12 protein-coding genes are annotated in these 12,315 nt (G+C 44.5%); 8 read left to right on the top strand and 4 right to left on the bottom strand.

Features of this window, described 5'->3' with window-relative positions; all coding sequences use genetic code 11:
* The first annotated feature begins 49 nt into the window (after positions 1 to 49).
* Together V1225_RS02005 and V1225_RS02000 are read left to right on the top strand one after the other, a co-directional pair.
* Positions 50 to 757, top strand: coding sequence for a response regulator transcription factor (locus V1225_RS02005; protein ID WP_160200909.1), 708 nt, complete (start codon positions 50 to 52; stop codon positions 755 to 757).
* Entirely contained in the window at positions 729 to 2,003 is a 1,275-nt protein-coding gene (locus tag V1225_RS02000; protein WP_338547461.1) for a HAMP domain-containing sensor histidine kinase, read from the top strand. The genes V1225_RS02005 and V1225_RS02000 overlap by 29 nt, the downstream gene beginning before the upstream one ends.
* Before the next feature lie 97 nt (positions 2,004 to 2,100).
* Here the strand turns inward: V1225_RS02000 and cysK are convergent, their stop codons facing one another.
* A complete protein-coding gene (gene cysK / locus V1225_RS01995) occupies positions 2,101 to 3,033 on the bottom strand; it encodes a cysteine synthase A (protein ID WP_251613919.1) in 933 nt (310 codons plus the stop codon).
* 360 nt (positions 3,034 to 3,393) lie between these two features.
* Between cysK and V1225_RS01990 the strand changes: the two genes are divergently transcribed.
* On the top strand, positions 3,394 to 3,807 hold the full coding sequence (locus tag V1225_RS01990) for an Rrf2 family transcriptional regulator (RefSeq protein WP_160200907.1): 414 nt from the start codon (positions 3,394 to 3,396) through the stop codon (positions 3,805 to 3,807).
* Positions 3,808 to 3,811: 4 nt separating this feature from the next.
* Here the strand turns inward: V1225_RS01990 and V1225_RS01985 are convergent, their stop codons facing one another.
* Genes V1225_RS01985 through V1225_RS01975 form a run of 3 tightly spaced genes read right to left on the bottom strand, consistent with a single transcriptional unit; the run spans position 3,812 to position 6,921 of the window.
* Complete coding sequence (locus tag V1225_RS01985; RefSeq protein WP_251613916.1) at positions 3,812 to 4,840, bottom strand: serine hydrolase; 1,029 nt, start codon at positions 4,838 to 4,840, stop codon at positions 3,812 to 3,814.
* Positions 4,841 to 4,900: 60 nt separating this feature from the next.
* Positions 4,901 to 6,508, bottom strand: a complete 1,608-nt coding sequence (locus V1225_RS01980) for a sigma 54-interacting transcriptional regulator (RefSeq protein WP_338547459.1) — start codon at positions 6,506 to 6,508, stop codon at positions 4,901 to 4,903.
* Positions 6,505 to 6,921, bottom strand: a complete 417-nt coding sequence (locus tag V1225_RS01975; protein WP_338547457.1) for a hypothetical protein — start codon at positions 6,919 to 6,921, stop codon at positions 6,505 to 6,507. Before V1225_RS01975 ends, V1225_RS01980 begins: the two co-directional genes overlap by 4 nt.
* A gap of 250 nt (positions 6,922 to 7,171) precedes the next feature.
* Between V1225_RS01975 and V1225_RS01970 the strand changes: the two genes are divergently transcribed.
* The 5 genes from V1225_RS01970 (at position 7,172) to V1225_RS01950 (ending at position 12,315) form a co-directional block, all read left to right on the top strand.
* On the top strand, positions 7,172 to 7,870 hold the full coding sequence (locus tag V1225_RS01970; protein WP_160201917.1) for an amino acid racemase: 699 nt from the start codon (positions 7,172 to 7,174) through the stop codon (positions 7,868 to 7,870).
* Between the two features lie 187 nt (positions 7,871 to 8,057).
* Positions 8,058 to 9,470, top strand: a complete 1,413-nt coding sequence (locus V1225_RS01965; protein ID WP_338547456.1) for a serine hydrolase domain-containing protein — start codon at positions 8,058 to 8,060, stop codon at positions 9,468 to 9,470.
* Positions 9,471 to 9,513: 43 nt separating this feature from the next.
* Entirely contained in the window at positions 9,514 to 10,473 is a 960-nt protein-coding gene (locus V1225_RS01960) for an ABC transporter permease (RefSeq protein ID WP_330588366.1), read from the top strand.
* A 1-nt stretch (position 10,474) separates the two neighbouring features.
* Positions 10,475 to 11,320 carry an ABC transporter permease gene (locus tag V1225_RS01955; RefSeq protein ID WP_160201915.1) on the top strand — a complete coding sequence of 282 codons (846 nt, stop codon included), beginning with the start codon at positions 10,475 to 10,477 and terminating at the stop codon, positions 11,318 to 11,320.
* A 20-nt stretch (positions 11,321 to 11,340) separates the two neighbouring features.
* A complete protein-coding gene (locus tag V1225_RS01950) occupies positions 11,341 to 12,315 on the top strand; it encodes an ABC transporter ATP-binding protein (protein ID WP_160201914.1) in 975 nt (324 codons plus the stop codon).

Raw genomic sequence — 12,315 nt, 5'->3', positions numbered from 1 at the left:
AAGGGAATTTTGTAAAGTAATGACAGGATATGGAGGAGGTTAAACTGACATGGATGCAGAGACCATTTTAATTGTAGATGATAACAGGGAAATTGTTGACTCTCTGGGGAAGCTTTTGAAATTGGAGGGATATTTCATTCTTACAGCCTATGATGGAATGGAAGCGTTAGAGGTTCTTGAAAAAAATCCGGTGGATCTGATTCTGCTGGATGTCATGATGCCGCGGCTGAACGGACTTTCTGCGCTGATGAAAATCAGGGAGAATCATAAGATTCCCTGTATCATTTTGTCAGCGAAGACGGAAGAAAGCGATAAGGTGTCCGGCTTGATTCTGGGAGCAGATGATTATATCAGCAAGCCGTATAATGCGGCAGAACTCATTGCCCGTGTAAAGGCACAGCTGCGCCGTTACCACATGTGGGGCGGCGGCAGTCCTAAATCTGACGAGGATAAAGTTGTCAACGGCGGGCTGGTTTTGGACAGACGCCAGAAGAACGTCATCGTGGAGGGCGAGGAGGTTAAGCTGACGGCGACGGAGTACAAAATCCTCAAACTGCTGATGGAAAACGCCGGAAGAGTTTTTCCTGCCGAACAAATCTATGAAAACGTTTGGGGTGAAGAGGCGACCTTTGCTGTGGAAAACACCGTCATGGTACACATCAGACATATCCGGGAAAAAATTGAAATTGATACGAAAAATCCAAGATACATAAAGGTGGTGTGGGGAATTGGATACAAAATGGAAAAGTTCAATTAAAAAAGTAAAGGGAGTATTGAAAGAAAATCGTAAGCTTTTTTTTGGAATCGTCCTGGCAATTATCGGTATCTTCACGGCAGTGCTCATACTGCACTATCTGGGGCGTCTGACAACTAAGGAGGTTTGGACAATCGGAATTGTGGGGTATTTTCCCATGGCAGGTGCGATGGCGCTGTTAATTCCTGAGGCGCTTTCGCGCATTTATCGGAGCTGGATTCCGCAAAACGGTGACTTTTATCAGGAATGGAAACAGAAGCAAAGGCAGCAGCAAAAAATTCTTCTGATCATATTTGTTGTACTCCTTATAGTTGCGCTGCTGTTTTATCGCTTTCAGCAGATGACATCGTATTACTATTATTATTACGCGAATCTGGCGACTAGCTACTATCTGATTGGGACGGTCATTTTGCTCTATATGCTGTGTAAGGTTCACGTGGAAAAATTTATGCGAGGGCGCCTTGATATGATGATGGAAAAGGTAACTGATATCAACAAGGCAAGGCTTTTGGAGGCCATCGAACTGGAGCGTAAGAGTCTGGAAAAAGAGGCGAAGAGCGAGCAGCTGAAGGTAGATTTGATCTCCAATGTATCTCACGATTTAAAAACGCCGCTGACTTCTATGGTGGGATATTTGGAACTTTTGAAAAAAGAAGAACTGGATGAAGTTGCGAGGGATTACGTGGACGTAATTTCTGACAAAGCGCAAAAACTGAAGGAAATGATAGAAAGTCTCTTCTCTTTGGCGAAAGCCAGCAGTGGCAATATCCAGATTAACCTAGAGCCGGTGGAAATCAACATGCTAATTAAGCAGATTTTTGCTGATATGGACAGTCAAATTCAGGAGAGCGGGCTGTACTTTGTTACTTCCATGACTGAGGAAGACACACACCTGACGACGGACAATTTGCACATGTACCGTATCTGCCAAAATTTGATTGAGAATGCACTGAAATATTCCGCAAAAGGAACGAGAGTTTTTGTACGAACCTATTTTGCAGACAGGGCTACAGAGAGAAGACTTTGCCTGGAAATTACCAATACTGCGGGCTACTTTATGGACTTCAATGCGGAGGATATTGTGGAGCGGTTTGCCCGCGGTGATAAAGCTCGTTCCAGCGAGGGGAACGGACTGGGACTTGCTATTGTCAGCACCTATGCAGGTGCGCTTGGAGGGGCTTTTGACATTAACATCGACTGTGACCAGTTCAAAGCGACTTTGAGCTTTCCTGTTGAAGAGGTACAGTGAAAAAACGAGATAAAAATGCACCATTTTAAGCGAAAATGAGCTAATGGTGCATTTGAATTTTTTGAATCAATGATGCACATTGCGCGCTTTAACATGATTATTTTGCAAAGAGAGGCGTGGACAGATACCTGTCGCCCGTATCTGGAAGAATGGCGACGATAGTCTTTCCCTCGTTTTCCGGACGTTTTGCAAGGGTTACAGCAGCATGAAGGGCAGCACCGGAGGAAATGCCAACCAGGATTCCTTCTCTGCTTGCGATAAGGCGACCTGCGTGAAAGGCGTTATCGTCTGATACGGTAATGATTTCATCATAGACTTGGGTGTCCAGTACCTCCGGAACAAAGCCGGCGCCGATTCCTTGAATTTTATGGGAGCCGGCAGCGCCGGTGGATAAAACTGCTGAAGAAACAGGTTCAACAGCGACCACATTGATGGCGGGATTCTGCTCTTTCAAATATTGACCGGCTCCGGTAATGGTGCCGCCGGTGCCGACTCCTGCTACGAAGATATCAACCTGTCCATCGGTGTCTTCAAAAATTTCGGGTCCGGTAGTTTCATGATGAATCTTTGGATTAGCAGGATTCACGAACTGACCGGCAATGAAACTATTTGGAATAGTTTCTGCAAGCTCTTTCGCTTTTGCGATAGCGCCTTTCATGCCTTTTGCGCCTTCTGTCAGCACCAGCTCTGCGCCATAAGCCTGCATGAGCTGCCTGCGTTCAATGGACATAGTTTCTGGCATTACAATGATAATGCGGTAACCTCTTGCGGCAGCAACAGCTGCAAGCCCGATACCGGTATTGCCAGAGGTAGGTTCAATAATGACTGAATTTGGATGCAGTTTTCCGGACCGTTCAGCGTCATCAATCATGGCTTTGGCAATGCGGTCCTTGACTGAACCGGCAGGGTTGAAATACTCCAGTTTTACCAGGACTTTTGCTTTTAAATTCAGTGCACTTTCAATATTCTTAAGCTCTAAAAGCGGTGTGCCGCCGATGAGTTGGTCGGCGGAAGTGTATATCTTTGTCATGTTAAAACCCCTTTCTGTTTGTTTTATGGGAATATCATACAACCATAAACCTATTTTGTCAATAGGTAAATAGGAAAAATCCGGCGTCTGCTCAAGTTTTCTTTTACAGCTGTCGATATTGACAAATTATGCTCATCTGCGGGTTTTTGTCAATTTAGTGCCTTAAAATGACCGGAAAACCCTCTGTTTTCTTCGTGCTTGTTGACAAAAATACAAAAAATTCAAGGATTTGTCAATGTTTCTCTATGTCACCTATTTGTTAGAAATTTTTTATGGATTTGCCGTAGAAAACAGACTGGCGCCCTTGAAAAAACCTAAAAACTTGTAGTATAATAGGTTTAACCCAAAAGGAGGCGCACTATGATTTCTACGAAAGGCAGATATGCACTGCGGGTAATGATTGACCTTGCAGAGCAGAATACGGATAAATTTATACCACTGGACGAAATTGCCATGAGGCAGGGAATTTCCAAAAAGTACCTTGAAATTATTTTAAAGGTGTTGGTCAAGGAAAAACTCCTTGTCGGTGCTCGCGGCAAGGGCGGCGGCTATAAGCTGACCCGCAGACCGCAGGAATACACCGTTGGAGAGATTTTAGAACTGGCGGAAGGAACGCTGGCAACTGTAGCGTGTTTGCAGAAAGGAGCGGAAAGCTGCCCGCAAAGGAGCAAATGCAAAACGCTGCCGATGTGGCAGCGCTTTGACGATATGGTATATGATTTTTTCTTCCATATTACTTTGCAAGATTTAGTCGAAGGGTTTTTTAAGGACTAGCTGTTTAGCTGGTCTTTTTCTTCTTCATAGCGAAGAATACTAAAATGATGATGGCGATTGCGGCAACAGCGATACCTCCGATGAGAAGCGGGCTGATGGGCTTTTTTAAATCATCGGCAGTTAGTCCTTCGGTCTGTTCGTAAAGAGCAATTGTGTCAATGAAGTCACCCTGCAGGATTCGTCCATCGCCGTTATCCAGTTCATCTCCACCCATGACAACGGTATACCACACCAGACCGTCTTTTTCCATACAGCTGGACAGACACCAGCCGGCAGCAGGGGTATAGCCAGTTTTGATACCTGTTACGTACTGAGAATAAGGGCTTTCGTAACGGTCGTCGGGATACTTTACGTAGTTGGTAGTGTAGTAGTCAAAGCCTTTTTCTCTCACGTTGGAAGCAGGAACTGCACCGTCTTCCATAGCGACGATTTCGCGGAATTTATCAAACTGCATTGCGTATTCGCAGATTTTTACCATGTCGCGCGGCGTGGTGTAATGATCGCTGGAAGATAGCCCGACAGGATCTTTGAAATTGGTATTTTTGCAGCCGATTTCTTTTGCTTTTGCGTTCATCATGTCGACGAATTCGGAGAAAGTATCGCACAGTTCGAAGGCGAAGGCGGTAGCGGCTTCGTTTCCTGATGGAATCAGCAGGTATTTCATGCACTCCTCGTAAGAGATGACTTCGCCGGCGAGGAGGTGCCTCTGCGGTTCCATGTAACTGCAGTAGTAGTGTCTGACGGCGTTTTTGTTTACTGTAAGCTCGCCTTCGAGATTAGGGTTTTGTTCCAGAACCAAAATGGCGGTCATAACTTTAGTCATGCTGGCGGGTGGGAGCTGCATATCTGCATTTTTCTCACAGACAACAGTTCCTGTCGTTGCTTCGTACAAAATGCCTGCTTTGGAATTTTTGATGACGTCTTCGCCGGTAATTTCGCTAGCAAAGGCGTGTTGGCTGCCTGAGAGGAGCGCAAAAGCAGTGAAGAGTGCAATCAAAAGGACTGCATAAAGTTTTTTTTCTACGTTGGTCATAGTTGAGTTCCCTTTCGTAAATTTAATGGTTTCTATTTAAATATTTATACGTGGACAAAGCTACATGGCGTCATTGGAATGAGCAAGAAAGTCAAGACCGGTTTCGGTAATTTTTGTGCCAAGACGACCTTTTCCGACTTCGATATAACCCTTTTCCTGCAGTGCAGCCAATTCGCTGCGCAATCTAAAATCGCTGATTTTTATGTTTCGCTGGCTCAGACTTTGAATCAGTGCAACTCTGCCAATGCCGTGAGAGAGCTGCGTGTGGTCTCGGATTTCCTTTAAAATAGCGAGATTGATGCTGACACCGGACAGCCTCAGTGGAATTCCGTTACCGTTCTGCTGGCTAATCTGAGGAGGTAAAGCAGAAAGTGTCTGATAATAGGTCGCTATATTTTCAAGTTCTCTGATATTACCGGGCCAGTTGTAGTCAGTAAGTTGACGCAGCTGTGCGGGAGGGATATTCTTAAAAGTCGTGCCAAGGAAATGCTGCAGCAACGGCAGAATATCTTCTTTTCTCTTTCGCAGCGGCGGTATGATGATGGGCAGCACGTTGAGTCTGTAAAATAAATCGCTTCGGAAACTTCCCTCTCTGACAGCTGCTTCCAAATCTCGATTGGTTGCAGTAATCAGGCGAATGTCGACATCAATGAGTCTGTCGCTGCCAACTCGCATAACCTGTCTTTCCTGAATGGTTCTGAGTAGTCTTGACTGCAGCTTTGGGGAAATATCCCCTATCTCATCAAGAAAAATAGTGCCGTGGTTTGCCTGTTCAAAGAGACCGATTTTCCCCTTAGCCTGTGCGCCGGTAAAAGCGCCTCCTTCGTAGCCGAACAGTTCGCTTTCCAGCAGATTGTCAGGAAGTGCTGCACAGTTTATGGCAACAAAAGGAAATTTGTTGCGGTAGGAGGCGTTGTGGAGAGACTGAGCAATCAGTTCTTTTCCGGTTCCGCTTTCCCCTCGAATCAGTACAGTGTGGTCGGTCAGTGCAATCTGCTTGGCGGTCTTTATGACGTGTTTCATGCCGGGAGATTCGTGGATAATATCCTTAAAATGATATTTAGCGATGTGACCTTTTTGTCGATTGAGTTTATTGGCGATAGAAACTTCTGCTTCATCCTGCAGGGTGATATAGTAGCCCGTAACTTCATCCATCAGGGTTAGGGGATATTTGCTGTAATAATAGCTGCCTCCATCGATCATGAGGGGATCTTGTGGAGTGTCAGCAGCGGTTAGTATGGCGGGTTCGATAAACCGCTCCAGCTGGATATCGTTTTTGTCATCTGCCTGAAAAATCTGCAGCGCCTTGCTGTTGGCGTAGACAATCTGGTTGTATTTGTCGATCAGCAGCATGGCAATTTTGCTGGAATTGACAATGTGGCTGAGCATTTCGCTCTTCAGATGACCATAGACGTAGTTGTCGTGGAAAGCACTGTTGGATTCTACTAAAGACTGCATGTAGCGGAACAGATTCCGGTTGATGATGCTGATGTCAAGATCCAAAAGCTTCATCAGCTTGAACATGGTTTCAAAGCTGACCTGGCGATAGCCGATATCGATGATTTCTTTGATATGAGAAGGAACCAATTGCGGCTCTGCCGGTGTGATGGCAATGTTTAAATGACTGTAAATACCGGTGTGTGCTAAGGATTCATCGAAAGCAATCATATGTGTGCTAAGGATTCATCGAAAGCAATCATATTGATATGGCTGATGCCCACCTCGTAAAAGGAGTTAAGTGTATCAAGGGAGCTGTTATAGGAGTCATTGACGATGAGGACATCGGTTCCAGCTGGGATTTTGGAAATTTTTTTGAGCGCTTCACGCTCCGGACTTCTGGTGATTTTGATGATTTTGTTGAAATCTCTGATGTAGGCGGAGGCCTGCTGGTAAATGTATTCGTCAATGGCAAGAAAAGCATCGGCATGGAGTTTCTGTCCATCTGCCAAATCGTTTAAGTAGCAGTTGGTGAATACGATATGTTCGCCAAAGATGTCCTCCAGATTATTTTTGATAAAATCAATAGCGTTCTTGTTGTTGGACGTTCTATATATAATGATAACTCTTTTTGAATTGTTCATGAAAACACCTCGCTTGAGCAAAAAATGCACGGGATAATTTAATAAGAATAGTATAGCCTAAAACGAGCAAAAACAAAAGGGAAAATGTGGTGAAATATGATTTAATAGGATTATAACACAAAATACTGGAAGAAGCGTGATGAAAAAAGGGGGAAAACAGCGATATAAAAAAATTGAATACTGTGGTAAAATTGGCATATAAATTGCTCTTTAAATTAAGACAGCCTAAAAAATAAGGAGAAGTAACAATATGGACAAAAAGATTGGAGTGTTAGGCGGCATGGGACCGATGGCATCGCAGCTCTTTTATAAACTTGTAACAGAAAAGACTGCTGCAGATTGCGACCAGGATCATGTAAGGATGGTCATTTACAGTGATTCATCTATGCCGGATCGAACTGGCGCCATTTTAAGCGGTGAATATGATAAAGTGTATTCTCAGCTTTTGGAAGACGCAAAAGTTCTTGAGAACTGCGGGTGCGAAGCGATTTGTATTACCTGCAATACAGCACATTTCTTTGGAGAAATGATGGTAGATCAACTCAAGGTTCCTTTTATTCACATGATTAAAGAAACTGTTGATGCCATTGCAAGAGAAACGCCGGGCGCAAAAGTTGCTGTCCTTGCAACGGATGGGACCATCAAAACAGGACTCTATCAAAAACATATGGAAGCGGCGGGGCTTACAGCTTATGCGCCGTCTGAGGAAATACAAAAGGAAGTCATGTATCAGATTTATGACCGAATTAAGAGTGGACTTGTCTGGGATGCAGCCTCTTGGGATAGAATTGAAGAAGCGGTAAAGAGTGCCGGGTGCCAAAAAGCAATTATGGCATGCACGGAACTGTCCGTCATCAAAGCCGATAACGGATTGTCAGATTTTTATGTAGATCCGATGGAAGTGCTTGCTGAAAAAGTGATTTTGTTCAGCGGAAGAAGATTAAAATGAGTTGAAACAGGATTTAATTATTAATGTATCCTATTATGGGGTGCATTAAGGATAGAAAATCGTTAGAAGTACGTCAGGAATTTAGATAAATAAGTTTGGCATAAAAATTGCTGTTTATATATGCAAATAATCTGTCAGATTATTTTTATAAGTTCGAATGACGTATGGACAGACAAAAGGAAAGACAATGAAACAGGATAAAGAAGTATTGAATCAGTATTTAGAGAAGCTTTTTCAGGAAAAAGGATATGCGGGCATGGCTGTATCCCTTCGCGGACCAGAGGGACCCATCTTCGAAAGAGGCTTCGGATATAGAAGTATAGAAAAGAATTTGCCGACAGACGAAAATACGGTTTTTGGCATAGCCTCTATGAGCAAATCCATGACAGCGCTGGCATGTTGTATTCTTCATGCAGAAGGCAAGCTGAGCCTGGATGATCCGATTACCAAGTATTTTCCAAGTTTACATATTCCAGGCGCACCGGATGAATGCGTGACACTGAGAGTCATCGCTATGCACAGAGCAGGTATTCCGCCTCTTCCTCCGCTGGAATGGTCCATCGCGATGAACAGTGCCGAAGAGGACAATGACTGGTATCGCCATATGGTAAAAACAGCGCCGAACAAGATGGAAACCATCGATCAGGTTGTAGATTATCTGGCACAGGGCGATTATACGCCGCTTGGTGCGCCGGGCGAATTCATGAGTTATTCCAATGACGGCTATGCACTTCTCTCCTATGTAGTGGATATGGCAGCAGGAATCACCTTGGAAGAGTTTTTGACTGAACGGATATTTAAACCTTTAGGCATGACTCGCTCTGTTCTGGATCTTGACGCAAGTGAGGCAAAGATTTTGGCACAGGGTAATATTACCAGTCTTTTTGAAAAAGACTATGAAGAAAACAAAATGTACGAGGATGACAATTGGTCGGTGCTTCCACCTTTCCGCGGCTGCGCCTGTGTAAAGTCCACAGCAAGCGACATGACCAGATATTACAAGATGCTGGCAGATTACGGTATGTGGGAAGGCAGCCAGGTTATCCCGAAAGAAGCAGTAGAACTGATGGTGGGAAGAGAATTCCCACTCAGGAAAGAACCCTTCTATTGTTTAGGTCTTACGAAAAATCTGATTGGAGGTATGCAGATTTGCCAGCACACCGGCGGACTTCATGGCGTATCTTCTATGGGTGGATTTACAGAAACCGGCTACAGCGGCACTGTCCTTTGCAATCAGGGCGATGTCGATGTAGAGGAATTTTTGTGGGTGTTATATAATTTTGCACTAGGACTTCCGCTGGAAACAAAACATCATTGGACCGTGCCAAATGGCAAAGAGTTCAGCCAGCCGGAAATGCTCTGCGGGGATTATTTCAGCAATGAAGGCCTGCCGGCACATACCATCGTTACTTATGAGGACGGCATATTAAAGGTGGATTATAACGGGATGAAAGGAATCCTGAAATACTGCGGCGGCTTGGCATTTGCGGTATTTGCTGAAAAGGATCCGACCCGAAGAGTCAGTTCCTTCCGCTTTTTCCTTAGAGATGGAAAAGCATGGGGCGTGAGATGCTACAACAGAATTTATCAGAGAGTGTAAGGGGAATTTTATTTAGCTCTTTGTATGTTATATTTAGCAACAAATAAAGAAGGGAGATGTAATTATCAGAAATTATACTATCAAACGAATTCTGCAGGGACTGCTTTTAGTTATCTGCGTATCTTTCCTGGTTTTCAGCTTAATGTACATGATGCCAGGTGATCCGGTAGATATGGTCGTAGACCGTAAAGTGTCGGAAGAAAGAAAAGCAGAAATTGCCCATGAAATGGGCTATGACCTGCCATTTTTTACCCAGTACAAGAACTGGGCGTCAGACATTCTCCACGGAGATTTCGGAACATCCACAAGATACAAGAGTGATGTTTGGGATTTAATGAAACAGAGGATTCCTTACAGTTTAACGCTTTGTGTATGGTCGCTGATTTTGGAGCTTGTGATTGCCTTGCCACTGGGACTGTTGTGTGCGGTAAAGAAAGACGGTTTTTTTGACCGATTTACAGTTAACTTTTCGCTGCTGCTCACCGCAGTGCCGTCGTTCTGGCTGGCAGCGCTATTCATCCTGTTCTTCAGTGTAAAGCTTGGTGTACTGCCAATTAGTGGTTATGCACAGCCTGAAAACTGGGTACTTCCAATTGCAGTAACCGTACTTACCGGTATGGGGGGGACGCTCCGTATCACTAAAACAGAAGTATTGGAAGTTTTTAACGAAAAATATGTAACCACAGCCTATGCAAAGGGACTTCCAAAGAAAACTGTTTTGATTAAGCATGTACTTAGAAATTCATTAATTCTGGTTACTACACTGGTGTTCATGTCAATTCCTTGGCTGATTTCTGGTGCCGTTATCATCGAAAAAATATTTGGTTTGCCAGGTATGGGAAACCTCCTTCTCAACTCTATTATCGTTCAGGACATGCCGGTTGTACAGGCGGTATTGCTTTTGATTGCGATTTTGACCGTAATCTGCAACTTGCTCAGTGATATCATCATGGGTATCCTGGATCCGAGAATTAGATTATCATTGAGCGGAGGTGACAACTAAGATGAACAAAAAATGGAAAGAAAGACTCTATGAGTGCTGGAAGAACAAAAACTTCATGATTGGTTTGTTCGTTCTGGTTTCCCTCATTATTATAGCAGCTTTTGCAGACGTGATTGCGCCATACGGTGTCAATGAACACGGCGTTGGCGGTCGCTATGAGGCGCCAAGTGCAAAATGCTGGTTTGGTACAGACGCACTGGGGAGAGACTTGTTTTCTCGCGTTATCTACGGAAGCAGACTGGCTCTGTGGGTAGCCTTCCTGGGCGGCAGTATTCAGCTTGTTATCGGCGTTGTTGTAGGTCTTGCCTGCGGTTTCTTTGGAAAATGGGTTGACAGAATCCTGTCCTTCCTGACAGATTTGACCTGGTGTATTCCGGGAACCATTCTGGCGCTGGCGGTAGTTACCTTAATCGGTAAAGGCTTGACCAACACTATTATCGCAATTTCCCTCGTTGCATGGGCAAGTTATGCGCGTGCAGTAAGAGCAAAGACCTTATCCCTTAGAAATATGGCGTTTGTTGAAACCGGAAAAGCTTTTGGTGAAAGCAACGCTGCTCTAATGGTCAGATACATATTGCCAAATGTAGTTCCGTCTTTGATTGTTCTGGTATCCTTAAACCTGCCGGGAACTATCATGTCGACAACTACGCTGTCTTTCCTGGGACTTGGCTCACAGCCGCCGTCACCGGACTGGGGACTTGCAATCTCTGAAGGTATCAAATCCATTACCAGAGCGCCTTGGCTCAGTTTGTACCCTGGTATTGCACTGGTATACACTACGTTTGGTTTTAATCTGCTGGGTGAAGGTCTTAGAGACCTCCTCGATCCGCATATGAAGTCACAGTAAAGCAAGAAAGGAGTATGGAAATGAGTGAAGAATTATTAAAGCTTGAACATCTGTCCATCGACTACAAAGTAAAGGATGGATACCTTTCTGCTGTCAACGATGTAAACTTTACAGTAAATAAAGGCGAGGTATTTGCAGTAGTCGGTGAATCTGGCTGCGGTAAATCCACCGTTGCCCACAGCATCATGAATCTGCTGCCGGGTGGCAACGAGGAGATGCATGGAAAAATTCTGTTCAAAGGCAAAGATCTGCGTACCTGTACACAGCAGGAAATGGAGTCTATTCGCGGAAAAGAAATCGGTATGATTTTCCAGAATCCGCTGGATTCCCTAAATCCAGTGTACACCGTAGGCGGACAGATTGCAGAAGCAATCCAGCTTGACAAAGTAGATAAAGTAGAAGCATGGAACAGAGTAACTCAATTATTTAAGGATGTTAAGATGCCGGATGCGGAGGAACGCGTAAAGAGCTTTCCCCATGAACTGTCCGGCGGTATGCGTCAGCGTGTCATGATCGCTATGATGTTATCCAGAAATCCGGAGCTGCTCATTGCAGACGAACCGACCACTGCTCTTGATGTAACGATCGAGGCGCAGATTCTGGAAATCATGAAAGAATTGAAAGATAAATATAATACGGCAATTATGCTGATTACCCATAACTTTGGTCTGGTAGCAGAAATTGCAGACAAGATTGGTATCATGTATGCCGGTGAAATGGTAGAAAGCGGAGACGTATTTGAAATCTTTGCAAACCCAACTCACCCGTACACTCGTCTTCTCATGCAGGCATTGCCTAGCAAGACCAAAGCGGAGGGGCGTTTGCAGACTATCACGGGTTCTGTTCCTCGTATTACCGAGAAGAAACCGGAATGTCGTTTTGCAAACCGCTGTCCGTTTGCAGAGGAAGTGTGCTTCAAAGAAGCACCTCCGATGAATTATGTAAGTGAAAGCCATTTCTGCCGTTGTCATTTGGCTGGAAAGGAAGAAAAGTAA

Origin of the sequence: Emergencia sp. JLR.KK010 (assembly GCF_037018265.1) — a bacterium.
Taxonomy (GTDB): Bacteria; Bacillota; Clostridia; order Peptostreptococcales; family Anaerovoracaceae; genus Senimuribacter; species Senimuribacter intestinalis.
The sequence above is the reverse complement of the archived record's forward strand: the minus strand, read 5'-3'. Positions and strand labels throughout refer to the sequence as shown.